The organism is Pseudomonas sp. UBA6315 (assembly GCF_002438125.1).
GTDB classification, from domain to species: domain Bacteria; phylum Pseudomonadota; class Gammaproteobacteria; order Pseudomonadales; family Pseudomonadaceae; genus Aquipseudomonas; species Aquipseudomonas faucium.
The window spans coordinates 14,826-39,702 of the sequence record NZ_DJTF01000008.1 but is presented as its reverse complement, the minus strand read 5'-3'; the positions used below and the strand labels follow the sequence as shown (position 1 = coordinate 39,702).

The 24,877-nt window shown below is 57.2% G+C and carries 21 protein-coding genes; 11 read left to right on the top strand and 10 right to left on the bottom strand.

Annotated features, from left to right (window positions below; genetic code table 11):
- Positions 1–74: 74 nt before the first annotated feature.
- Together ettA and B3E94_RS00765 are read right to left on the bottom strand one after the other, a co-directional pair.
- Positions 75–1,742 carry an energy-dependent translational throttle protein EttA gene (ettA, locus tag B3E94_RS00770; protein WP_236236449.1) on the bottom strand — a complete coding sequence of 556 codons (1,668 nt, stop codon included), beginning with the start codon at positions 1,740–1,742 and terminating at the stop codon, positions 75–77.
- A gap of 336 nt (positions 1,743–2,078) precedes the next feature.
- The gene (locus B3E94_RS00765; protein WP_286911969.1) at positions 2,079–2,462 is read right to left on the bottom strand and encodes a hypothetical protein; all 384 of its coding nucleotides are present in this window, start codon (positions 2,460–2,462) and stop codon (positions 2,079–2,081) included.
- A gap of 260 nt (positions 2,463–2,722) precedes the next feature.
- Between B3E94_RS00765 and B3E94_RS00760 the strand changes: the two genes are divergently transcribed.
- From B3E94_RS00760 to B3E94_RS00735, 6 genes are all read left to right on the top strand, one after another.
- Entirely contained in the window at positions 2,723–6,553 is a 3,831-nt protein-coding gene (locus B3E94_RS00760) for a sensor domain-containing protein (protein ID WP_286911968.1), read from the top strand.
- A 280-nt stretch (positions 6,554–6,833) separates the two neighbouring features.
- On the top strand, positions 6,834–8,087 hold the full coding sequence (gene glyA / locus B3E94_RS00755; RefSeq protein WP_176513900.1) for a serine hydroxymethyltransferase: 1,254 nt from the start codon (positions 6,834–6,836) through the stop codon (positions 8,085–8,087).
- 133 nt (positions 8,088–8,220) lie between these two features.
- Entirely contained in the window at positions 8,221–8,814 is a 594-nt protein-coding gene (locus B3E94_RS00750; protein ID WP_286911967.1) for a hypothetical protein, read from the top strand.
- A gap of 123 nt (positions 8,815–8,937) precedes the next feature.
- Positions 8,938–9,891, top strand: a complete 954-nt coding sequence (locus B3E94_RS00745) for an arsenic resistance protein (RefSeq protein ID WP_286911965.1) — start codon at positions 8,938–8,940, stop codon at positions 9,889–9,891.
- Between the two features lie 268 nt (positions 9,892–10,159).
- Positions 10,160–10,456, top strand: coding sequence for a transcriptional regulator (locus tag B3E94_RS00740; RefSeq protein WP_286911964.1), 297 nt, complete (start codon positions 10,160–10,162; stop codon positions 10,454–10,456).
- Position 10,457: 1 nt separating this feature from the next.
- Positions 10,458–10,775: a helix-turn-helix domain-containing protein gene (locus B3E94_RS00735; RefSeq protein ID WP_286911962.1), complete on the top strand. Its 318-nt coding sequence runs from the start codon at positions 10,458–10,460 to the stop codon at positions 10,773–10,775.
- A 69-nt stretch (positions 10,776–10,844) separates the two neighbouring features.
- Here B3E94_RS00735 and B3E94_RS00730 read toward each other — a convergent pair whose 3' ends face one another.
- Both B3E94_RS00730 and B3E94_RS00725 read right to left on the bottom strand, forming a co-directional pair.
- Positions 10,845–12,251, bottom strand: coding sequence for a YfcC family protein (locus B3E94_RS00730; protein WP_286911961.1), 1,407 nt, complete (start codon positions 12,249–12,251; stop codon positions 10,845–10,847).
- Between the two features lie 29 nt (positions 12,252–12,280).
- The gene (locus tag B3E94_RS00725) at positions 12,281–13,405 is read right to left on the bottom strand and encodes a M20 family metallopeptidase (RefSeq protein ID WP_286911960.1); all 1,125 of its coding nucleotides are present in this window, start codon (positions 13,403–13,405) and stop codon (positions 12,281–12,283) included.
- 126 nt (positions 13,406–13,531) lie between these two features.
- On the opposite strand from B3E94_RS00725, the gene B3E94_RS00720 reads away from it, so the two are divergent.
- Positions 13,532–14,452, top strand: a complete 921-nt coding sequence (locus B3E94_RS00720; protein ID WP_286911959.1) for a LysR family transcriptional regulator — start codon at positions 13,532–13,534, stop codon at positions 14,450–14,452.
- Positions 14,453–14,496: 44 nt separating this feature from the next.
- Here B3E94_RS00720 and B3E94_RS00715 read toward each other — a convergent pair whose 3' ends face one another.
- The gene (locus B3E94_RS00715; RefSeq protein WP_286911958.1) at positions 14,497–14,727 is read right to left on the bottom strand and encodes a hypothetical protein; all 231 of its coding nucleotides are present in this window, start codon (positions 14,725–14,727) and stop codon (positions 14,497–14,499) included.
- Between the two features lie 535 nt (positions 14,728–15,262).
- Here B3E94_RS00715 and B3E94_RS00710 point away from each other — a divergent pair.
- A complete protein-coding gene (locus B3E94_RS00710; protein ID WP_286911957.1) occupies positions 15,263–15,490 on the top strand; it encodes a hypothetical protein in 228 nt (75 codons plus the stop codon).
- Between the two features lie 40 nt (positions 15,491–15,530).
- On the opposite strand, the gene B3E94_RS00705 is transcribed toward B3E94_RS00710, so the two are convergent.
- Entirely contained in the window at positions 15,531–16,685 is a 1,155-nt protein-coding gene (locus B3E94_RS00705; protein WP_286911956.1) for a Fic family protein, read from the bottom strand.
- A gap of 401 nt (positions 16,686–17,086) precedes the next feature.
- The gene (locus B3E94_RS00700; protein ID WP_286911979.1) at positions 17,087–17,281 is read right to left on the bottom strand and encodes a KTSC domain-containing protein; all 195 of its coding nucleotides are present in this window, start codon (positions 17,279–17,281) and stop codon (positions 17,087–17,089) included.
- A gap of 1,084 nt (positions 17,282–18,365) precedes the next feature.
- On the opposite strand from B3E94_RS00700, the gene B3E94_RS00695 reads away from it, so the two are divergent.
- From B3E94_RS00695 to B3E94_RS00685, 3 genes are all read left to right on the top strand, one after another.
- Positions 18,366–18,881 carry a hypothetical protein gene (locus tag B3E94_RS00695; protein ID WP_286911955.1) on the top strand — a complete coding sequence of 172 codons (516 nt, stop codon included), beginning with the start codon at positions 18,366–18,368 and terminating at the stop codon, positions 18,879–18,881.
- Between the two features lie 163 nt (positions 18,882–19,044).
- Positions 19,045–20,415: an AAA family ATPase gene (locus B3E94_RS00690; protein WP_286911954.1), complete on the top strand. Its 1,371-nt coding sequence runs from the start codon at positions 19,045–19,047 to the stop codon at positions 20,413–20,415.
- Positions 20,402–21,058 carry an HNH endonuclease gene (locus B3E94_RS00685; protein ID WP_286911953.1) on the top strand — a complete coding sequence of 219 codons (657 nt, stop codon included), beginning with the start codon at positions 20,402–20,404 and terminating at the stop codon, positions 21,056–21,058. Before B3E94_RS00690 ends, B3E94_RS00685 begins: the two co-directional genes overlap by 14 nt.
- Before the next feature lie 176 nt (positions 21,059–21,234).
- Here the strand turns inward: B3E94_RS00685 and B3E94_RS00680 are convergent, their stop codons facing one another.
- The 3 genes from B3E94_RS00680 to B3E94_RS00670 all read right to left on the bottom strand — a co-directional run bounded on the left by B3E94_RS00680 (position 21,235) and on the right by B3E94_RS00670 (position 24,855).
- Positions 21,235–22,497 carry a hypothetical protein gene (locus tag B3E94_RS00680; protein WP_286911952.1) on the bottom strand — a complete coding sequence of 421 codons (1,263 nt, stop codon included), beginning with the start codon at positions 22,495–22,497 and terminating at the stop codon, positions 21,235–21,237.
- Between the two features lie 3 nt (positions 22,498–22,500).
- Positions 22,501–23,640: a nucleoid-associated protein gene (locus tag B3E94_RS00675; protein ID WP_286911951.1), complete on the bottom strand. Its 1,140-nt coding sequence runs from the start codon at positions 23,638–23,640 to the stop codon at positions 22,501–22,503.
- A 336-nt stretch (positions 23,641–23,976) separates the two neighbouring features.
- The gene (locus tag B3E94_RS00670; protein ID WP_286911950.1) at positions 23,977–24,855 is read right to left on the bottom strand and encodes a hypothetical protein; all 879 of its coding nucleotides are present in this window, start codon (positions 24,853–24,855) and stop codon (positions 23,977–23,979) included.
- Positions 24,856–24,877: the final 22 nt, after the last annotated feature.

Genomic DNA, 24,877 nt, shown 5'->3' with positions numbered 1-24,877 from the left:
GCGCCACTGCCCTTTCATGCCAGGCACAAAAATGGGGCCCCGGAGGGCCCCATCCTTGTGCAGCAGAAACCGGCTTACTGGGCCAGCTTCTTGTGCCGTACCCGGTGCGGCTGGGCAGCAGCATCGCCCAGGCGCTTCTTGCGGTCGGCTTCGTACTCGGTGTAGTTGCCCTCGAAGAACACCACGTTCGAGTCGTCCTCGTAGGCCAGGATGTGGGTGGCCACACGGTCCAGGAACCAACGGTCGTGGGAAATCACGATCGCGGCGCCCGGGAAGTCCAGCAGGGCTTCTTCCAGCGAACGCAGGGTTTCGACGTCGAGGTCGTTGGACGGTTCGTCGAGCAGCAGGACGTTGCCGCCCTCTTTCAAGGTCAGGGCCAGGTGCAGGCGGCCACGCTCACCACCGGAGAGGTCCTTGACGAACTTCTGCTGGTCGCCGCCCTTGAAGTTGAAGCGGCCGACGTAGGTGCGCGACGGGATCTCGTAGTTGCCGATGCGGATCATGTCGGAGCCATCGGAAATCTGCTGGAACACGGTCTTGGCGCCGTCCAGGTCCTCGCGGCTCTGGTCCACGCAGGCCAGCTGCACGGTTTCGCCGATCTCGATGCTGCCCGAGTCCGGTTGCTCCTTGCCCATCAGCATGCGGAACAGGGTCGACTTACCGGCGCCGTTACCACCGATCACGCCGACGATGGCGCCTTTAGGCATGGCGAACGACAGGTTGTCGATCAGCACGCGGTCGCCGTAGCCCTTGCTGACGTTCTTGAACTCGATGACCTTGTCGCCCAGGCGCGGGCCGGCCGGGATGTAGATCTCGTTGGTTTCGCTGCGCTTCTGGAATTCCTGCGACTGCATTTCTTCGAAGCGCTGCAGACGGGCCTTGGATTTGGACTGGCGAGCCTTGGCGCCTTTGCGCACCCACTCCAGTTCCTCTTTCATGGCCTTCTCGTGGGCGCTCTGCTGCTTGGATTCCTGCGCCAGGCGGTCGGACTTGGCTTCGAGCCAGCCCGAGTAGTTGCCTTCGTAAGGGATGCCGGCGCCGCGGTCCAGCTCGAGGATCCAGCCGGCGACGTTGTCGAGGAAGTAACGGTCGTGGGTAATGGCTACCACGGTGCCCGGGAAGTCGTGCAGGAAGCGCTCGAGCCAGGCCACCGAGTCGGCGTCCAGGTGGTTGGTCGGTTCGTCGAGCAGCAGCATGTCGGGGGCCGACAGCAGCAGGCGGCACAGCGCCACACGGCGCTTCTCGCCACCGGACAGGTGCTCGATGCGCGCATCCCAGGCCGGCAGGCGCAGGGCGTCGGCGGCGACGTCCAGCTGGCGCTCCAGGTTGTGGCCGTCGGCGGCCTGCAGGATGGCTTCGAGCTTGGCCTGCTCGGCGGCCAGCTTGTCGAAGTCGGCATCCGGTTCGGCGTAGGCGGCGTAGACCTCGTCCAGGCGCGCCTGGGCGTCCTTGATCACGCTGACCGCTTCCTCGACCACTTCGCGCACGGACTTGTTCGGGTCCAGTTGCGGCTCCTGCGGCAGGTAGCCAACGTTGATGTCGGGCATCGGACGGGCTTCGCCGTCGAATTCCTTGTCGACGCCCGCCATGATCCGCAGCAGGGTCGACTTACCCGCGCCGTTCAGGCCGAGTACGCCGATCTTGGCGCCTGGGAAGAACGACAGGGAAATGTTCTTGAGAATTTCCCGCTTCGGCGGCACGACCTTGCTCAGCCGATGCATGGTGTAGACGTATTGAGCCAAAACCAAGCCCTCTAAATAGATAGATAAAGACATCGACGATCGCCCCGGCAAGTGGCCCGGGCGATGTGTTTACGGGGTGTGATTGAACAAAGGCGACCATTCTACGCCAACCTGCGGCGTTTCACAGGGTGGTCGGATGGTGGGGCGGGTTGGGGCCGCTTCGCGGCCCATTCGCCGGCAAGCCGGCTCCCACAGAAGGCCTGTGGCGAACCCGTGGCTGCCGGCTGCCACAGAAGGCCCTTGGCGAACCCGTGGCTGCCGGCTGCCACAGAAGGCCCTTGGCGAACCCGTGGGAGCCGGCTTGCCGGCGATGAGGCCAGCACAGCCTCACATGAATCAGACGTGACGCTGCTTGGCCTTGCCCCGCGGCAACCGGCAACGGTCACCCTGCTCGGCCAGGCGCGCGGCATAGGCGGCCTTGACGCTGAAGCCGCCGCTGCGGGCAGGCTGTTCAACGGCCTTGGCCGGCTTGGCGGCGGGCGCGCTGGCGACCTTGGCCGCGGCCACGACCTCAGCCGGTGCTGCAGCCGCCTTGGCGGTCTTGCGCAGTTCGGCCAGCGACGGCGTCTTGTTTTTCGCGGCAGCTGCCGCTTCAGGCTTGACCAGCGAGCGCTGGCACGACTTGCACGATACGTCCTCGGTCACGGCAGTGCTGACAAGGGTCTGACTGCTGCGCCCACAGGCGGAATCGAGGCCATTGGTGGAAAAGTGAGTAACCAAAAGCGAACATCTCCGAAGCGTTGTCATTGAAGCGGCCGGCATTCTCGCACAGGAAGCAGGGTCTTGCCGAACCCGGCGCCGGCACCACGACTGCCGGCAATCGATGACCGGGCTGGCACTTTGCCATAATGCCAGGCATGCTAGCCCGTTTCGGGTGTCCGGCCTTATAGTGCGCCACCACGGTCCCGGCCCCTGTAGGCACCGGCATGCACCGTGCATAACAAAACCTGCCATCGCCAGCCCAATCGCAGGACCAACGCTTGACCAATCTCAATCATCCGTCGTCGCTGTGCCCTGCAACCTCGGCTCCGGTCGCGTCCCTGCGCGGTTCGGTAAAGGGTGCGTTGGCCCTGCTCGCGCTGGTGTTGCTGGGCCTGCTGCTGTGGCAATTGTTCGCCCAGTTCAGCCATACCCAGGACGACCAGCGCCAGCAGAACCTGGAAGCCAGCGCCGAGCTTGCCGACCACCTGACCCTGAACATGGCGCTCAAGGCCCAGCAGGCGCTGAATGTGGTACAGCCCTACGTCAAGGCGCCGACACCGGCCGCCCTGCCGAGCCTGGTCGCCACCTTGCGCGAACGCCTGCCGAGCCTGCGCGAGCTGGCCTGGATCGACCACAGCGGGCAGCTGCGCGGCGACAGCCTGGCCGGCAGCCCCGACCGCCAACTGATTGACGAGCTGCTGACGCTGAACCAGGGCCAGGGCTTCTTCTTCTCCAACTCGCCCGACAACCGCACCGTCTACCTGCTGCTGCGCCAAACCAGCGAACAGGACCGCGGCTACTGGCTGCTGCGCCTGTCCAGCGACTATTACCAGGCCCTCACCGTGCACCTGGACGGCCCCAGCCACCCACTGTGGCTGCTGGAAAACAGCCGCAGCGGCGAGGTGCTGCAGCGCCACGGCCCGGTGACCACCAGCAACGAGCCGCTGCAAAGCGTGATGCTGGCCTTCATCGACAACAGCACCTGGCAACTGCGCGGCCTGTTCGACGCCGGCCTTGCGCGCCAGAAGCTGCTGCCGGCGCTGCTCGGCAAATGCCTGCTGGCGCTGTTCTGCGCGCTGCTGCCGGTACTGGCGCTGATCAACATGCGCCGCCGCCAACGCGCCTTGCAGGAAGACCGCCGGCGCTACCAGGAAATCTTCGAAGGCACAGGCGTGGCCCTGTGCGTGCTCGACCTGTCCAGCCTGCCCGGCCAGCTCGACCGCTACCACCTGCGCAACCTCGCCGCGCTCAAGCAGAGCCTGGCCCTGGACGGCAACCTGCGCCGCACGCTGCTGCAGGAGCTGAAGATCACCGAAATCAACCAGGTGGCGCGCCAGCTGCTCAACGTCGACTGCCACGAAGGCGCCTGGCAGCGGCTGATCGACGGCAGCGGCGATGGCCGCGACAGCGTGGGCATGCAGCTGATCGACGCGCTGATCGAACAGCGCCCCTCGCTGGAGCTGGAAGTGCGCCTGCCAGCCCCGCTGGGCGGCGAGCTGCACCTGTGGCTGATGGCGCGCCTGCCGCAGCAGCGCCGCGACTACCAGGCAGTGATCCTGAGCATCAGTGACATCACCAGCCGCAAGCAGGTGGAGCTGTCGCTGCTGGAGCGCGAAAGCTTCTGGTCGGACGTGGTGCGGACCGTGCCCGACCAGCTGTACGTCCAGGACGTGCTCAACCAGCGGATGATCTTCAGCAACCGCCACCTCGGCGAAACCCTGGGCTACAACCGCATCGAGCTGGCGCAGATGGGCGAGCGCTTCTGGGAGCTGCTGCTGCACCCCGAAGACGCCGCCAGCTACCAGGCCATGCGCCAGCAGCAGCGCGACACCGGCCACAGCCAGGCGCTGCACACCCAGCTGCGCTTCCGCCACCGCGACGGCGGCTGGCGCTGCTACGACATCCGCGAACAAGTGCTGACCCGCGACAGCGACGGCCTGGTCACGCGCATCATCGGCGTGGGCAAGGACGTCACCGTGCAGATCGAGGCCAGCCAGTCGCTGCGTGACAGCGAACAGCGCTACCGCATGCTCGCCGAAAGCATCAGCGACGTGATCTTCTCCACCGACAGCAAGCTGCAGCTCAACTACGTCAGCCCCTCGGTGCAGGCCGTGCTGGGCTACCCGGCCGACTGGATCTTCGACAACGGCTGGCAGTCGATCATCGCCAACCCCGCCCAGCTCACCGGCATCTACAGCCTGATGGAACGGGTCAGCCGGGCCATGGGCGACAGCGAAGAGCTGGCGCAGTTGCGCCAGCGCCTGCCGACCCAGCTGTTCCTGTTCGACTGCCTGCGCGCCGATGGCCGCAAGATCCCCATCGAACTGCGCCTGGTGCTGATCTGGGACGACCACGAGCGCTTCGAAGGCGTGCTCGGCGTGGGCCGCGACATCAGCCAGCAGCGCCGCGCGGAAAAAGACCTGCGCATGGCCGCCACGGTTTTCGAGCACTCCACCTCGGCCATCCTCATCACCGACCCGGCCGGCTACATCGTGCAGGCCAACGAAGCGTTCAGCCGGGTCAGCGGCTATGCGGTGAGCGAGGTGCTCGACCAACTGCCCGGCATGCTCACCGTCGACGAACAGCAGGAAGGCCACCTGCGCTACGTGGTCAAGCAACTGCACCAGCGCGGCAGCTGGGAAGGCGAAGTGTGGCTCAAGCGCCGCGACGGCGAGCGCTACCCGGCGTGGGTCGGCATCACCGCGGTGCTGGACGACGAAGGCGACCTGGCCAGCTACGTGTGCTTCTTCACCGACATCAGCGAGCGCAAGGCCAGCGAACAGCGCATCCACCGCCTGGCCTACTACGACGCCCTCACCCACCTGCCCAACCGCACGCTGTTCCAGGACCGCCTGCACACCGCCCTGCAGCAGGCCGAACGGCAAAAGGCGTGGGTGGTGCTGATGTTCCTCGACCTCGACCGCTTCAAGCCGATCAACGACTCCCTCGGCCACGCCGCGGGCGACCGCATGCTCAAGGACATGGCCCTGCGCCTGCTGGCCTGCGTCGACGACGACGACACCGTGGCGCGCATGGGCGGCGACGAATTCACCCTGCTGCTGCAGCCGCGCGCCACCCGCGAGATGGCGCTGAACCGCGCCATCCACGTGGCCGAGAACATCCTCGGCAGCCTGGTGCGGCCGTTCGTGCTGGAGAACCGCGAGTTCTTCGTCACCGCCAGCATCGGCATCGCCCTCAGCCCGCAGGACGGCAGCGAGCTGAGCCAGCTGATGAAGAACGCCGACACCGCCATGTACCACGCCAAGGAGCGCGGCAAGAACAACTTCCAGTTCTACCAGGCCGAGATGAACGCCAGCGCCCTGGAGCGCCTGGAGCTGGAAAGCGACCTGCGCCATGCCCTGGAGCAGAACGAGTTCATCCTCTACTACCAGCCGCAGTTCAGCGGCGACGGCAAGCGCCTGACCGGTGCCGAGGCGCTGCTGCGCTGGCGCCACCCGACTCGCGGCCTGGTGCCGCCGGGCGACTTCATCCCGGTGATCGAAGAGCTGGGCCTGGTGGTGGACGTCGGCGACTGGGTGCTGCGCGAAGCCAGCCGCCAGCTCAAGGCCTGGCACAAGGCCAAGGTGCGCGTGCCGAAGGTGTCGGTGAACATCTCGGCCCGGCAGTTCTCCGATGGCCAGCTGGGCAACCGCATCGCCACCATCCTCGAGGAAACCGGGCTGCCGCCGGCGTGCCTGGAGCTGGAGCTGACCGAAAGCATCCTGATGCGCGATGTGAACGAGGCGATGCAGATTCTCGACAGCCTGAAGGTGCTGGGCCTGAGCATCGCGGTCGATGACTTCGGCACCGGCTATTCATCGCTCAACTACCTCAAGCAGTTCCCCATCGACGTGCTGAAGATCGACCGCACCTTCGTCGACGGCCTGCCCGAAGGCGAGCAGGACGCGCAGATTGCCCGGGCGATCATCGCCATGGCCCACAGCCTGAACCTGGCGGTGATCGCCGAGGGCGTGGAAACCCACGAGCAGCTGGAGTTCTTGCGCGAGCATGGCTGCGACGAAGTACAGGGCTACCTGTTCGGCCGGCCGATGCCGGCCAACCAGTTCGAGGCGCAGTTCTCCAACGAGACGTTGTTCATGTTCCATTGATAAGCGCGTGCAAACACTGGCCTCTGTGGGAGCGGGCTTGCCCCGCGAAAGGGCCGGTGAAGACTGGCCAGGGCTTCGCCCTGGTTCGCGGGACAAGCCCGCTCCCACAAGCCGCGAAAAACGGACCTCCGAGTCAACTCCCGCCCCCACGCCAGCCCAGGCGCGGCGCGGGATGCAACATGAAGCCCATTGGTCCGCGACTTGACGCCAGTTCATATGCCAGGCGCGAATCAATCGGTTAGAATGCCCCCCCAATCCCGCCCGATCCTTGAGGACCGTTATGTTCAGCCGTGATTTGACCATTGCCAAGTACGACGCCGAGCTCTTCGAAGCCATGCAGCAAGAAGCTCTGCGCCAGGAAGAGCATATCGAGCTGATCGCTTCGGAAAACTACACCAGCCCCGCCGTCATGGAAGCCCAGGGTTCGGTGCTGACCAACAAGTACGCCGAAGGCTACCCAGGCAAGCGCTACTACGGTGGTTGCGAGTACGTCGACGTGGTCGAGCAACTGGCCATCGACCGCGCCAAGGAGCTGTTCGGCGCCGACTACGCCAACGTCCAGCCGCACGCCGGCTCCCAGGCCAACGCTGCCGTCTACCTGGCCCTGCTGTCGGCCGGTGACACCATCCTGGGCATGAGCCTGGCCCACGGTGGCCACCTGACCCACGGCGCTTCCGTCAGCTCCTCGGGCAAGCTGTACAACGCCATCCAGTACGGCATCGACGCCAACGGCCTGATCGACTACGACGAAGTCGAGCGTCTGGCTGTGGAACACAAGCCGAAGATGATCGTTGCCGGCTTCTCGGCCTACTCGCAGGTGCTGGACTTCCCGCGCTTCCGCGCCATCGCCGACAAGGTAGGCGCCTACCTGTTCGTCGACATGGCCCACGTCGCCGGCCTGGTTGCCGCTGGCGTGTACCCGAACCCGGTGCCGTTCGCCGACGTGGTCACCACCACCACCCACAAGACCCTGCGCGGCCCGCGTGGCGGCCTGATTCTGGCCCGTGCCAACGCCGACATCGAGAAGAAGCTGAACTCCGCTGTCTTCCCAGGCGCCCAGGGCGGCCCGCTGGAGCACGTGATCGCCGCCAAGGCCATCTGCTTCAAGGAAGCCCTGCAGCCTGAGTTCAAGGCTTACCAGCAGCAAGTGGTGAAGAACGCCCAGGCCATGGCCAGCGTGTTCATCGAGCGCGGTTTCGACGTGGTTTCCGGCGGTACCGAGAACCACCTGTTCCTGCTGTCGCTGATCAAGCAGGAAATCTCCGGTAAAGACGCCGACGCCGCTCTGGGCAAGGCCTTCATCACCGTCAACAAGAACTCGGTACCGAACGACCCACGTTCGCCGTTCGTCACCTCGGGCCTGCGTTTCGGCACCCCAGCCGTCACCACCCGTGGTTTCAAGGAAGCCGAGTGCAAGGAACTGGCCGGCTGGATCTGCGACATCCTCGCCGACCTGAACAACGACGCCGTCATCGACGCCGTGCGTGAAAAGGTCAAGGCCATCTGCAAGAAGCTGCCGGTTTACGGCAACTGATCGGCAACCGCCTGATGTGAAAAAGCCCGGCCTAGTGCCGGGCTTTTTCGTACCTGGGCGCGGAAGCCGTTCCGCATGGGCTGCCCCGCCTGGGCCGCCTAGCCTTGGCGCTCCTTCAACCTGGAGCACGCCCATGAGCACCGATATCGACCGCTCGTTCATCGCTACCCTGCAACACGACGGATCGCCGATCAACGTCTTCGACACCATGACCACCGGCCCTGTGATACTCGCAAGCCCGTACCAGGCCCCGGCCTTCACCCTCGACGGCACACGCACACTGGGCTTGCTCAATGGCAACGAGGATGACTGGCAACATGGCCGGGAAATGGGGTTGGTCTCCTTCGACAAAGGCCCGGCACCGGACCCCTTGATGCTCTACTTCCGCTACAGCCACGCCGGCTACCGGCTCTACGTGCGCAGTGGCAGGCACCTGGGCGAAGGCGTGTTCTGCAGCGCCTACGGCGTGGTGAACAGCCAACCGATCGAAGCCCTCGATCCCGCCTCGTGGCACGTGACCCTTGGACAAAACGGCGAGCCTTTCGACCTGACTGAAACCGAGGGCGACAGCCACGACATTCAACTGACCAATCTCCACGGCCACCCATTGCAGGTTCACGGCCTGTATCCCGTAGGTGGTTACCTGACTTGCTACCCTGCGGCGCGCAAGAGCACGCTGCGGCTGATCATCCTGGCCCGCAACATCGATTGGCTGAACGCCGATTGATCGCCCCCAAGCCCAGCCCTGCAGGCGCATGATGCCCCTGCAGGGCCTCCACATTCGACGAGCCCCTGCCGCCTTTTCGTATTAACCTGTGCCGTTTCAGCCCCCTATGCACAGGCCCCCGCTTTGACCAGAGAGCAACTCGAAACCCAGCAGATCCCGATCTACTTCGCCGCCGTGATCGCCGCCGTCGCCTTCGGCCTGCTGGCCCCCGGCAGCGCACAGCACCTCGAAGCCCTGGTCACCCCCGCCATTGCCGTGCTGATGTATGCGATGTTCCTGCAAATCCCCTTCCTCGACCTGCGCCAGGGCCTGGGCAACCGCCGCTTCATGAGCGCCCTGCTGCTCGCCAACTTCATCCTCGTGCCACTGCTGGTCTGGGCCATCACCCGCGGCCTGGTCGCCCACCCGGCGATCCTCATCGGCGCCCTGCTGGTGTTGCTGACCCCGTGCATCGACTACGTGGTGGTGTTCACCCACATCGGCAAAGGCGACTCCCGCCTGACCCTCGCCGCCACGCCCGTGCTGCTGTTGGTGCAGCTGGTGCTGCTGCCGGTGTACCTGGCGTTGATGCTCGGCGACGGCAGCGAGGTGACGATTGCCATCGCACCGTTCGTGGAAGCCTTCGTGTTGCTGATCGTGTTGCCGATGGTCCTCGCCGTGCTCACCAGCGCCGGCGCTCGGCGTTCGCGCGCGGTGTCGGTGTGGAATGATGGCTGGGCGTGGATGCCGGTGCCGGCGATGGCACTGGTGCTGGTGGCCGTGATCGGCTCGCAGATTGCCGTGGTGTGGCGTGATTTCGACCGGTTGTTGCCGGTGATTCCGGTGTATGTCGGCTTCATGCTGCTGGCGCCGGTACTGGGCTTTGTCGCCGCGCGGCTGTTGCGCTTGCCGGTGGCCGAAGCGCGATCAGTCACCTTCAGTGCCTCCACCCGCAACTCGCTGGTGGTATTGCCACTGGCCCTGGCCCTGCCGGAAGACCTGCGCGGCCTAGCCGCAGCGGCAGTGATTACCCAAACGCTGGTGGAGTTGGTGAGTGAGCTGGTTTACGTGCGGGTAGTACCGGCGTGGATTCGTTGATGTTGGATTGAGGATGGGCAAAGCCTGATTGCACACGCCATCGAAACATCCGGCAAATCAGCGGATGAAGCGTCTCTGATACTGATTCTGGAAAATGGTCCAGGCAAGCGCGAACAGATTGCGCTTGATGAGCTCAATGGATGGCGCCAAGGCTGGTTTGAAATGTGAGTTACAGCTCAAGCCCGTTTTACAGTTCAAGCATTCGCCGTTACGCCCTTTGAGCACTCGTTTCCAAGGTTGCACGCAGTAAGGGAATCCCGTACATTCAATGCGCACAGTAATCGAAACGCCGACATTTCAGAAAGCCGCTGCCAAATTATGGTCTGACGAAGAACGTGTAGCTTTCATCGACTGGATTGCGGTCAATCCGTGCGCAGGGGATGTCATCCCCGGAGCGGACGGGGCACGAAAAGTACGATGGCGTTGCACAGGATCGGGCAAGTCTGGTGGCGCAAGAGTGATTTACTTCAATCTGAGCGAAGATCAAATCGTGTTGCTACTTACGGTTTACGCCAAGACCGAGCGCACCAACATGAGCCCCGCTGAAATCAGCAAGGTGGTATGAAATGCGTGATATCGATATTGAGAGCGTTGCAAAGGCCATTGAAGCTGATGCTGGCGAGCCTCTTGCGGACCTGCGCCAAGCGCTCAGAGAGGCCAAGGCGGGTGCTGGGCGAGTAACGACGCCAGAGCAGATCCTGGTTCGCCAAGCTCGCGAGCGATGCGGGCTGACTCAGGCTTCTTTCGCCGAGCGTATTGCTACACCCGTGGCGACTTTGCGCGATTGGGAACAAGGCCGCTTCGTACCTCCAGGCGGTGTCCTGTGCCTGATGCGCTTAATTCTCAAACACCCCGAGTTGTCTCAGGAACTGGGCACGAACTGAGCAATGCATGTGTGATCGCCGGCCTTGGGGCCGGCGATAAAACCCAGCGATTCGAGAAGAGACTCCGGTCTAGAACGGCCCCCACTTTATTTCCACACCCACGATCAAAACGGCCACGCAAATCACCACCCACACGGCAATCAACGGCGCGACAAACTTCACCCACTTGCCGAACGGTATGCCTGCCACGGCCAACACCCCCATCAACACCCCGGAGGTTGGATTGATACAGTTGACGATCCCCTCACCAAACAACACCGCATGCACAACGACTTGCCGCGTCAACCCGATCATGTCGCCGATCGGCACATAGATAGGAATAAGCAACGCCGACTCCCCCGACCCGGAAGAAATCGCAAAGTGCATCAGCGCCGCACTGACATACATGCCAAGCGCAGCCATCGCAGGGTGCAGCGGGGCTAAAACATCAGCCAGGAAGCCAACGATGGGGTCAAGGATGTGCCCGTTTTCAAGAACGATCGAAATGGCACGCGCCATGCCGACAATAAGCGCGCCCGATACGATCCGAGAGCAACCGCCAAGAAAGCTGTTGGCAATCTCAGACGACGAGAGCCTGCCAATCATCCCCGCCACCATCGCCATGAAGACAAACATGGCCGTCATTTCGACTTCGCCCCATTTCAGGGTCATGGCACCGTAGATGAAAGCCCCCAAGCAAAGCGAGGCGAAGGCCAGGATCACCCAGTGACGGGTAGTAGCCTTTTCCCCCTGCCCGGAGGCCACCGTCACTTCAGGCCGTCGTTCTCCGTTTTTGCGGCAAGCCCGCACATACAGCGTCAGGAATACGATGCACGCGAGAATGAACAGCGCCGAGGTGATCCCGCGCAGCCCAAAGCCAGAAAACAGCGGAAGGTGTGCAAGCCGCTGGGTAAGCCCCGTGGTTACCGGGTTGGTAAGCGCCACGTTGAACCCAGAGGCACACGTCAGGTAAACCAGCGACACCCCGAAGATAGGGTTCAAGCCCAGGGACTTGGCCACCAGCAAGCCAATCGGAACAAATGCCACAACCGCATTGACCACAACGCCCGTTGTGCCCAGCGCCCCAAAAATCAGACCGAACATGGCAACGATCAAGAAATCATTGAGCCGGGTGCTGTTGGCGATACCGTTCAACGCTTGATGAATCGCCCCGGTGCGTTCCAATACAGCCAACGCACCACCCGTGAACAGGATCAGGAAAATGATCGGTGCCGACTTCTGCAAGCCTGTGGCTATCGCCGTAAAGACTTCCAGAGGCAGCGCGCCGCTCTGGGCGACCGGATGAAGACTTCCCGAGATCACGAATGAAATGCCATCGCGCATTTCACGGTCGAAAGACCCGGCCGGAATTATCCAGGTCGCAATGGCAGCGAAGACCAGAACGACGAACAGAAAAACATAGGGGCTCTTGGTTTCTTGCTTTGCACTTTTCGAGGCGTCGCTCGCCGCCTCGAGGGCCGATTTTGTATTTATCATAGCCTTCACTCTAAATGTTCTCGGTAGCTTCAAAGTCTCTGAATGAGCTCGGCCAGAAGTGCAGCGCGTACTGGCAAGTCCGAGATAATGATGTGTTCATGAATGGCATGCGGCCCGACACCGGTGGCGCCAAGTCCATCCAACGTAGGCACGCCGACTGCGGAGGTGAAGTTTCCATCACTTCCCCCGCCCACCGAGGCGCCTTCAATCTGAATACCCAGCGCGGTTGCTGCTTCCTTGGCAACAGCGAAAAGCGCTTGGTTTGCAGGCGTAAATTCAAGTGGCGGGCGCACCAGCCCTCCCGTTACAGAAACCTGCGCCCCCGCCAGGCAGGGCTTCATTGCATTGACCAACCCTTCGATGCGCCTTGCCTCTGACACGCTACTCACGCGCAAATCGACACTCAATTCGGCACTGTCGGCAACCACGTTGGTCCGCTGACCACCTTTGGCGATGCCCACGTTAAGGGTGGTCCCCAGCGCTGGAGCGTTCAGGCCATGCAGAAACAGAATCTGCTCGGCCATCTCGTGCACTGCACTGACCCCATCCTCCGGGTTGTTGCCGGCGTGGGCCGCACGGCCCTTGATCTTGATGTCGAAACGCCCGGTCCCTTTGCGCTCGGTCTTGAGCGCGTTGGTATGCGAGGTAGCCGGTTCGACGACAAGCACCTGCTGGCACTGCACCGCCTCGCTTTCGATCCACTCGCGAGAACTCGGGCTGCCAAGTTCTTCATCGCTGGAGCACAAGAAACGGATCTCCCGGTCATTGAGCAATTCAAGGTCAATGAGGGCCTTGGTCGCCCAAATGGCCTGAATAAGCCCGGCCTTCATGTCCAGTACACCCGGGCCGTAGAACTTGCCGTCCTCGATTTTCAGGGGCAGGCGCCCGATATCCCAGACGGTGTCGAAGTGCCCGAGGATAGCCGTGCGCTTCGAGCCTTTACCGACCGTGAAAACCAGATGGTCGCCGTACACTTCACGAGGAACGACTTCGACACTAGCGCCAATACGCTGCGCCATGATTTCCCGAAGCACCTCGCCACAGGCATCCACTGCACGTTTATCGGTAGAGGGTGATTCCGCACTGACCAGCAGCCTCAAATCGGCGAAAAGGCTGTCGGAATGCTCCTGAAGGTACGCTTGCACGCTACTCATGTCTTGGCCTGTGATGCGCTTGGTGAAGCCCCAGTATGGGAGGGCACCCTGGCTTGAAAAATACGAGGCACGCCACTAGATTGTTGCCCTCAGGTCAACAGTCAGCCGCCGCCGTAGGTCACGAAAATGGACAATGAACTGCAGGAAAAGCGCCTGGGCTACCTCCACGAAGTCGGGCTTCACGGAGGTATCCGCAAGGCAGCCGATGTCCTGAACGTCAATCCTTCCGTGATCAGCCGCCAAGTGGCGCTGCTCGAACGCAGCCTGCATCTGCCGCTGCTTGAACGCCGTGGACGAAACGTGGTGTTGACCGAGGCCGGCAAGCTGCTTTCGGATCACTATGCGCAAACCCAGGAACGCCGCGAACTGCTGAGCAGGCACTTGAATGACCTTCGTTACATGAAGGGTGGGACGGTGAACCTGCGGATTGGGCCAGGCATGGTGGCAAACTTTGTGGCCAACGAGTTGCGTGAGTTTTCCAAGGTTTATCCGGATGTCTTCGTCGACATCAGTTCAGGCGACATGAGCGCCACGCTGATGATGCTGGTACGCGGGGAAGTCGATATGGCTTTGTCTTTCGGCCCTATCGAAAACGTTTCGCTGCAACGCCGCAGTTTTACCCGAGGCCCCATCTGCGCCATCGTTCCCAACGATCATCCCTTGAACGACTTCACCAGCATTCCCATCAAAGCGCTGGCGCAGCACAGGCTCATTGCGCTGACCAACAGCTACGGCATACAGCGCTACATCAACAAGATGTTCGAGGCGGAGAACGTGGTGTTTACCCCTGCCTATCGCTGCAACCAGCAGTCGGTCGCGATCGCTTTATGCCAAGCAGGGTTGGGCGTGGGTTTCATGACCGCTCAAGCGCTTGGGCAACAGGGCGGGAATTCGCTTTCGGCGATACCGCTGGATCACCCGATTGCGAGGGAGTCGCAGTGCCACATCTTGCGAAGCTCGGATCGCCGGCTGCATCCCGCCGCTGAACATCTATGGTGGTTGCTGGTGAATAACCTGGAACGGGCGCAAAACGAAGGGGCTGTGTAAGGCCCGCATCCGCGTTGCGCCGGTCGCCGTTTACCCAATCAGCCCTACTCTCCCTCCCCCTCTTCGTCCCGCAACAAGCTCACTTTTCCACACTGCTCGCTGGCCAGCCGGCTGATGATCCGGATCGCCTGGTGGATGCCGGCGGTGTTGCGGAAGCTCAGGTGCGGGTTGTGTTCGCACTCAAGCACTTCGTCGTGCTGGACCAAGGCTTCGCCGAGCAGTTCGAGTGTCCAGGCGTAGCTTTGGATGGTGGATAAGCGTTCGTGGTCAGTCATGGGGCACCTGCTTGGGGGTTGGGTGCGACTGGTTGCAGATGGGGTAGAAACGGTGGGGTTTGGGAGGCGCCGGAGGAGTGCGGCGGCGGAGAACGAATGCGAGGATCTTTGATAGATTTACGGTGGGCATGCATGAGTTCCTTTCGTTGTGGAACTGCCACCGCTCGCGGCCAAGCAAGTTGGGGTGGCAGCAGTACGCGGGTTGGCCGACCGGGACGAAAGGAGCCCGGCACACCCGAAGGTGTCCCGCGCACCACCGCCATAACGCAACATCGCGGGCACAAAAAAAAGCGCCTGCGATGAAGACTTGGCGCTGCTGCGCCTTTCGATTCCGACCGGCCAAGGTCGCGTCGCCGATGCTCGGCGACCAGGGCAATCTATCCCTATGGTGCTGATTGTGCAAGTTTCTATGCCCGGAGTTAGAGCCATATTAGCCGTAGGAAAAGGAGACATTACGTATTGGCTATCACATGCCCCCGAGGCATAAATCTGCCTTCCAATAGCAAAAAGCCTCTCCCGAAATAGGGATGTTTTGATGACGAAAATTTTTGCCATTTTGGCTGAATTCATACTGCTTGAGGACTGCACATCCGTGCCCATGGCCCATCCGCAAGAAGATGCCCAGATGAATCGTTTCGAGACCAACGCGGACAAGTCGCGCATCTACATCTACCGCAATGAAACCATGGGAGCAGCCATCCAGCCGCATGCTCAGCGCCACCGCGAAAGATACCTACCTTGTCGCAGAAGTGACGCCAGGTGAACACACCATTTCCTGCAGCCCGAAGTGGTCCCACCATCCATCACGGCTTATCAAGGGGCTCAGGAATAAAGCCCTGTTCTCTCAACGCTTTGATCACCCCACGTATCAGATAATTGTTGGAGAAACCGATCGTGTACTGCCTTGAACCTGGGCTAACCGGTAAAAGCATACCTTGGTCCACCAGCTTCTTGATCTGGTAGGTCCGTTGACTGGACGTGAGCTTGGGCAAAACCTCGGCAATGTCGGCAGATTTAACGACCTTCATTTTTATCGCACTTGTCAGAATCTGCTCCTCTACTTCAGTGATCCACTCCCGACTGCGCGCAAAGCTCACCGCTGGAAACAAGATACTTTTCGTGAGATAGCCATAGTTGGTGAGTTTATCCACCTTCTCCAGCTCGTCACGAATGCCCTGCAGAACGTAGATACACCATGCCTCCAACCCTGCCGTGGTACCGGTGTCGGCCATCCCCAGCATGGTGTAGTAGTTCTCCCGATCATTGCAGAACACCGCCGTGGGGTTCAGCACCCTTCCGCCCACATTCACATTGAAGCCGTACTTCATCAGCAGCGCGTAAGTGAGCAGCCTCACCACGCGCCCGTTGCCATTCCCGAAGGGGTGAATCCAACCGAACCGGTGGTGCGCCAACGCGACCTTCATCAACGCGTATTTCGGGGAATCGTCACGATTGATGAAACTGACCAGCTCCTGCATGTATTGAGGCACCAGCACGGCATCCGGCGGGGTGTGTTCCGACTGGGAGATCCTGACCGGGCCTTCACGATAGGCCCCGGGGGTCTTGTCTCCCTCGCGGCGCAAACCGAGCACGGTCATGGCATGCAGCTCTCGGATGGTGTGCTCCGTCAGGGCTACATCAGGCTTCATCACCTCTTCGATGTAGTCCATGGCTTTCTCGATATTGGCGATCTCCAGCAACTGGTCGGTGCTTTCGGCCTTGCCTTCGACCTTGCTGTCGATGTAGTCCGCCAGTGTGGTGTGGTTACCCTCGATTCGAGCGGATCCCAAGCTCTCCAGCGTGTGGAACAAGTCCTTGAGCTGGAAGAAAACCTGCGGTGGCGTATCGCCCTCCAGCCTCAGCCTGCGCAGGAATTCAAGCTCGCTCAGCACGTCAACCAGAGGCGAGTCGAAGGACGGGTTCAGCAGCTGGAGATCGTGATGAGAAAACGTGGCCATCTAGAAATTATCTCTAAACAGGAAAACGACTATCTTTAAAATTTTCGCAAAACACCCCGAAAATATTGGGTGAAAGCTGAGCTCAAGCTAAGCATTATCTTGAAAGCCGTGCAACCGGAAGTGAAAAGCGGCCTACCGTTAACTCGAAACTAGTTGTGAGCTGGAGCGCCCAGAAGGGGAATGATAGAGACAAAAAAACCCGCACAAGGCGGGCTTTTTTGGAGGGGCCGGAAACAAGGAAAGCTGCATCGGGCCAACTGAATGTGGTGGAGACAGGAATCGAATAACACCATATTAAACCCATAATCTATGGGGCTTACCACCTAATTTCACTCTCGCGTATCCCTAAACGTATCCCTAAAGCAAAATCCACCTACCTGTCTGAGCGCTAGTCCTTCAGATCAGCATTGATATCGATCCCGAATCACCCGATCGTAATAGCCCCCCTTGGAGCCCGCATTCACCAGCCCCTGATGAACCTCTGCCGGTACTCCGCAGAAATCGTACGTGCGTCCCTGCTTAAAGGTGATCTTCATTCTCTTGGTAATCGGGTCGTAACCGACAGCGGTGATAGCTGAAGATCTGACTGGAATCATTTGCATCTCATGTTCCCTCACGCTGATGGCGGCATAGTGGCCAGGGTCCAGAGATACTAGGTCACCCAACCTGTGACAGCCACCAGGGTGCTGACTGACATTTGTGACTCTTGATTTCCATCAGCCCCAAGGTCGGGGGACCCTGAGAAATGGCATCTGCTACGGGGACGGAAACCCGCGCCATCGCGCTAGCGGGCTGGCCACCAGATTACTGAAATTTCAGTCATTGAAATCTATCGGATGGGTGCATGAAGAGCAGATTCTTGCCGGTGCGGTAAGGATAAGGCTCGGTGTTCAAGAAGCTGCACAATTCACCCCGGTTCACCTGATTCACCAGTTCACTAAGCTGGGCCCCCTGCCGCTAACAAAGAGCCGCGGGTTTCCTGCCCCGTATCTTAGCGATTTGCTCAGGGTCCCCCTCGGCTAATCGGAAACAGAGCCCAGCACAAGCTTCAGAGACCGATTCTCGCTGGAGGTGATACTAATGTCTGGGCGGGGGTGACGAAGACTCGAGCTCAGGTCAGGTTTCAGGTGAAACAGGTGTTACAATCATCATAAATTATTGATTTATATGTATTTTTCCAAAGAATTCTTACCTTTACCTACGTGTAACAATTTATCGTGATGGTGTAACGGTGTTTCGTAGCCGCTTTGGGTGCCGACAGATGCTGACGTAACGGGTAGCACGCACATTCAGTTGAGTAAATGTCGGCTCAGCGCCTTGGGTTGCCAATCTCACTAACGTAGTTGATGGGGTCGATCGAATCGGCACCTAGCGCGCAAAAACGAAGGTTTTCTTCGCCTATCAGTCATCGACTCCTAGCTACCTTTCGTGAGGGCCGCAATCGGTCAAAAGGGAACGATGGACACCGTGATGGCAAATGAGTAGTGTCGCGGTCGCGTTTCTTCGCTGCAGAGAGCAGCAGGGCTTGCCGTCATCCATGTCGTGTTGCTCCCTTAGCAATGTCGCCTGTTCCGCGACCTACTCTAGGTTTGACAAGGATTTACAGGACGACAAGGAGCGTTGTACGACACGCCTTCGCTACAAAAAATGCGACATGGCGAATAGTTAGGTTTATTTATCATGTCCGAAGCAGCACTCATAAGTCAGCTAGTAAACAAGATCGAGAATGATTTTGAGATTCTCCGTGAAGTCCCGGGGCATCATCCGATCTATAAGAAAAATGTTCGAATAGACCTTATGCTTAGGGCTAGACCTCATCTGCAAGACGCCGGTTTCACCAATGAATGGTTTGGCGTTGAATGCAAATGGTCCGATTCAATTCACGGAGCTATGTCCAAGGTCACACGCATGGCTTGGCAAAGCATTACCTACGCGCAATCAACATTCATAGTAAACAATGAGCATATAATTCCATCATTTGTCGCGGTATACACCCCAGACAACTTAGGAAGAATAATTGAGAGCCATCTTGAAACGCTACTAAGCCTCGGCCTCTATGGAAATGTTGGCCGTCTGTATTTTTATCGAGACCAATCATGGGGTATAAAATTCGCGTCAATTTATGCGCGAAGCGACTCCAATGGCTTTTATGTAAAACGCAATCAACTACCAGCAAGAAGAGCAGGCAGTGTCTGATAAACTCTCAAGGCTTTAAATTAGCTCATCGGGGCCAAGTTCTCCTGGCCCTTAAGCCTAAATTTTAGCTGTAAGATTTGCCATGCAGAATTCAGAAGCCCGAAAAATCGGAAACCCGATCCAAAGGGCAATATGAAAAATTGACAAAAACTAATGGAAAAGCATGAATAGGATATTTAGCACCAATTCTGATTACGGTACGGTTGAGTTAGCCATAAGGGATGACGTGGCTCGCGATAAGAATATATTCACCGTCATAGTGGGAAAGAACGGATTAGGCAAAAGTCGACTCCTGTCTAACATCGCCAGGGATTGCATTAGGAGCTACTCGATAGCACCAAACTTCATTCAATATCGAAAACCGGAAGTTTTTCCTAAGCTAATAGCAGTCTCAACAAGCCCATTCGACAAATTTCCATCCAACCGCAGACAATCCAGCACGCAAGAAACCGAGACTAACTATAGATATGTTGGTATGCGCGGCGAAGGACCTTTTGGGGCTTCGAGTGCTGTATCGCTTCTGTCGTCAGCCGCCAAAGGGTGGCTAGAAAAACTTGCAAGCTTAGATAACACAGCAAACCTCTTGGATGTTTTTGAGTCTCTTGATTTCGAGCCCCATGCAGAGTTCATCTTTAAGCCTGGATACATAGGAAAATCAATATCCATTGGCGACATCCATCATTATGAAAGCGATCTACTGCGAGAAATAGATAGCCTAAACATTCGGCATGACATTAGTTTAGACGGACGTTATATAAGTCAACTGCGAAGCTACAATGAAGATCAGCGTCACGACATTTACGCGGCGATGATCGAGGTGAATCGTTTTGAGTCTTCACGCAAGGCGGTAACTCTCACTGTAGATTTTGCTTCAGGCGCGTTTTATGCGGGCTCTCACTATGCAAGCGGCGGGCTTGCTAAAGCAATCCTAACGCTACTGAGCGCCGGGCTTATGCGGCTGATGGACATTCGGCTTACCAAAAAAAGTTTTGGCCCAATGTCGCTGAAACGAGCCAGCTCAGGAGAGCAATGCCTCTTAGTGATGATGCTAGGTATTGCAGGACATATAACAGACAACTCTGTAATATTAATTGACGAGCCTGAAATTAGTCTGCATCCGCGTTGGCAAGAAGAGTTTATCATATTGCTTACTAGGACATTCTCATCTTACGCAGGCTGCCAATTCATAATTGCCACCCATTCACCACAAATAATTTCTAGGCTGCCCAGTGAAGGGTGCTATATCACTTCACTATCAGATTATTCTGTTCGAAAATCGGCCGAATTTAGCAAGCGGTCTGCAGACTACCAACTCGCCGAACTTTTTGACGCACCGGGAGTTATGAATGAATACATTGCGAGACTTGCTTTTAGTTTGTTATCAAGAGTTAAATCAGCCAAGCGGGTCACTCATGAGAACTGGACTGAACTAAACCAGCTTAAGGCTCTGGTGAAAAACGTTGACCATTTAGACCCTACTAAAGACCTGGTGGAATCTGTAGTTCAGGTATGTGAAATCTATGCCAATAATTGATCGCCCAGTAGAATTTAACGCTGAATCCTTGGCGCTTATTGAAAAGAAAAACTCAGACCCGGCATTCACACATACCAACTGGGGTGATGATGACCTTAAAGCTCTCCGCGCAGAAGTGAGAAATCACTACAGAACAATACAGAGACTTCAATGTGTTTACTGCAAAGAGCCCATTGGGATTCGGGCAGCACATGCTGCACCCATTGAGCATATAGTTCCAAAATCTCAGTACCTGGAATTTATTTTTGAACCTAAAAATCTTTGTGTGATCTGTCCCGACTGTAATGAGTACAAGGGGAAAAATGAGGTATTACATAAGCCTGTTATTACAGGAACCCGCCGTAAACGATACCCCACGGCATCCTCGTCATTTCGTATAGTTCACCCTCACATTGACGATTATGAAGCGCATATCATTAAAGCAAATCGGGTGTATGTGGATCTAACTCCTAAAGGACACTATACAATTGGTATTTGCAAGCTAAATAGATTTTTCCATCACTTCGGAGCTTGTGATGAGTTCATCAATGACGCAAAAATAGCAGAGGCAAATGAGCTATTTTTCAGCATGGGCGTAGTTGACAAGTCATCCCTACTGGAAGAAACACGCACAGGAAATTTGACGAATGTGCTTTTTCCTTAACTACACATTCGAATTAAAACTAGTCAATGCTTAAAGCTATAGCCGACAGCAACCTACTAGGGATGACCGCTTCAACGTTACTTGTCTCTCGCAGAGACTACTAGTAGTGAAAACGCGGGCATCCATTTATTCAGCAACAGTGACCGCACTCGTGACCTTACGCTATTGGCTACGGGCTACGGGCTAAGAAAAATCGGATCAACATATGGAGCTGCGGAGATAGCCGAGATGAGACTGACAACAACCGCTAGAACTGAGTCCCAATATTTAATCAGGGCCAACAACACCGCGCCGCCCCCTGGCAATAGCGCCAGCCCCTGCAATAGTAGAAAGGTACGCTGCAAAGTACGCCCCTGCGTTTCAACTTGCTCAATTGTTATTTTGAGCAGCCCTTGAAGCTTGGGCGGGTATGTTTTTATTTTGTCTCTAAAGTCGTCAAAAACGACATTAAAACTATGCAATAAACGATTCGTTTGCAACATCTGATTGTGTAAAATTGCGAATAAAACCAGCGAAACAACGATCAAGCCCAATACTATAACGAACCCTTCAAACTCAGAGCTACTTTTGTTCAATGCTACCCATCCAGCAAATGAGATCGGGAGCGCAAGCATTTTGCCGGCAATGTCTCCTAACACACCGCTGAGTTTGGTGCCATAATCAATTTCCGCTTGCGCTAATTCGCGTCGAGCCTTTTCGAATGAAAAACTGTACACGTATGTCTGCAAATTAGCACGATATGTAGATAAGACCTCATTCCATTCGCGCACCACGGCAAGAAAGTGGTTTGGTTCGCTCTCAAACTTCTCAATTACGCTGGCGATTGCCATCCGAACCATAAGTTTGCGTTCAGAAAGGTGAGCTTTGTTTTCATTTTTAGGGTTAAGAATTTCCTCAAGCAGACTCAAATGCCTGAGCTCATACCCAAAGACATTTTCATCAACTAGCGTCGGAAGAAGAAACGTCCTAGGTGGTTTTGCGCCATCGGGAGGTAAAGCGAAGAATAGATTATAGGTATCTGGACTACTGTCCTTATCAACGCCGATCGCTAGCAAAGCCAGGAGCTCGATTAATCGACATACCTGTCGGAGCTGTTTGATTGGTGCCGGTTCGCTATCGTCAAAATCGGCCCAATCTAAATCAACTACATACACATTCGGCGGAAACTGACCCTTTCCCAACGATCCATTCCGGGCTAAATCGTTAATCTTTTTATAAAATCGGCCAGATTCATTCGTAGGTAAGCGGAGTTCGATCTCAACCGCACCACCTTCAATAATTTCATAATGTTGGATTTTTCCGAATTCAGGCTGCAGATCCCTACACGCCCGCAGCGCAGCATCTATATCAGCAGTGAGCGGCCCTTCATAGGACACTACACCATCTTCTATGACTGGCGATCCCATTACGCGGTAGAGCGCTACAACATTGGAAAACATGGATTACCCGACCCTGGCCTGAAACTCTTTCTCAATCAAGTCAACGAGCTCTTGGTTCATATTTGACAGTGTTAATTTTTTACGTCCTTCATCGTAAAAAACATCAGAGTTTGGCTCCTTCCCTAAGGCTCCACGCTCGAATTGAAGTGACCAGCTTACGGCTTCACCTTTAATTCTGGTTTTCTCTTTGAGCGATTTCGGATTGACGGTAAAGTCCTCTGGAACTCGATGCTTTTCATCATTGAGATAATCTTTCAGACCAGCTACTTCCTCGACGAGATCAGGTGGAACATGCTGAATTGCAGCATGGCAGATCGCATCCAGCCGAGCGGATTTCCCATCCGCTAAACGGTCCTGCAAGTACCGAACAACCGCTTCTTTCGCTTTATATGCAAAGGGCTTGAGTTGTTTATTGTTGCGAAAAAAACGGCCAACGTAGTCGATGGCATTCTTGGTCGCTCGTCCGGAAGCCACACCTTTGGCGCACCCCAAGGCGGTGATAAAATAATCAGATGCCTGGCTGTCACGTCCGCGGCTGATGAAGCACAGATAAGTCATATCAACCTCTTCTGCGTCCTCAGCATCCGCCACTGCGTTTCCTTCAGCAGTAAGCACCGCAGCGGCAGCGGCAGTGACTGTCGCGAATTTTAACATGTTGATCCTGGCCGCCTGCTGAACAGTCTTCAGGTCCACTTCCTGGATAGCTTTGGGCACATAGTTTTCATCAAGTTGAATACCGCCACGCTGTTTGATACTGGCGACCAGAAAGAAATCAGACGCGCCTGAGGTGTATTGCGCGCAGAGAATGTGACCGCCGGTAGCCAAGGTTTGCTCCCTCGCCTGCTCGACCAGTTGATCCATGGCCAAATGGGTTAAGGCGACGAATTCATCTTCATCGTCACTAGCATCGACGAAAGCACTAAATCGATCGGGAAATGGACCTTGGCGACCGTCGTCTGCAAACTGGCCGTAGACCACGCTGTTCCCTTCTTTACCAATTAGGCCATTGATACCTTCGACGAGGGACTCCAACGCTGGGTTTTGGGTGTCGAGGACGACGTCCTTTTTCACCACATCAGAAACGAGATCTGTATGAGCAGTTTTCTTAAAGCTGTGGATGATGGCGGTTTTCAGCGTGATCACAGGTCGACTTCCGTTTCAGTAATATCAATGTGAGATTACGAGAGTGGGAGCTGACCTGCAAATATCCGTTGGTCTGCAGACGCGTCCATGGACGGCAACAGAATCACTTAGAACGATCGATTCCGGCACTGTATATATAGACAGTGCCGGCATTAAATTCAAGTGCTTTTTACTGCAATCGACCCCGCTGTAGTCAAGATTCCGTTATGGCTTGAGGTCGCAACCGGGTTCAACCAGCTTGCGCGAAGCGTGCAGGTTCGATCGCGAGGTGCCGAAGGGCACGCTGACACCAAACGCATCAAGGCACAAAAGCAGCCCTATGCCTCTGGTGTTAACTCAGGCGGCTGTGTTGAACAGATCGGAAGCGGATAGCTCGATATCGAGTATCTCCGCGGTGGAATATTGGTAACTCATCGAACCCAAATCTCTGGCGCTCCAATGGGTGGAGCTGTCCAATTGGCTACTCACGTGGAAGCGATGAAATGCCATCCCTTCGCGGCCCATGTAACGCTTCGCTGCATACAGCTTGGCTCCCAGATCAAGAAGCTCTGCGACCGAGACATCCCACTGCTCCTCCAGACGCTCCAGGGCCACCAAGACCGCGGAGCGCTCGGCCTTGATAATTTCCTGAACAGCTTCCTCGATGTGCGCCTCGATGGTTTCCATTTCCTGTTCCATTGCAGCGATAATCAAGCTCTGGCGACGCTGATGCTCCATTACAGAACTCAAAGTCTTCGCTGCCTTCTGCGCAGCATCTGCAGCCTTTTTCTCGCCCTCAACGTCGCTCCAGGCAACTGATTGGGCATAGGCCCGAGCGGCATCCTCCTCAGCTTGGCGAGCATCGGCAATCATCTTCTCGCACTGGCTCTTGGTTTCAGCCAACCGAGTGCTCAGCACCTTCCGCTTGCCCTCAAGATCAGCCTTATCAGTTTCCCAGTTGCTCATGGTCTCCTTGTATTCAGCCATCAGTTCGGAGCTATTGGATTTTCGGTCAAACCATGCAATGTCCTGATCGATGAGGAAAATCTTGTGCTCAGTATTGTCAACTTTGGAGTTTGCCTCCCGCAAACGGATCTGTAAGTCATCACCGGCGGAGGTCGCAGCGAAATCTGGATCATTCAGGCGCGCTTCGCATTGAGCGATTTGCCCTTTGAGCTCCTGGAGCTCTGCTTGGTATTGGCTACGTTCGATATTGAGTTGTTCAAGGCTTTTCATTGCTATGTCGTCCATAAAATTG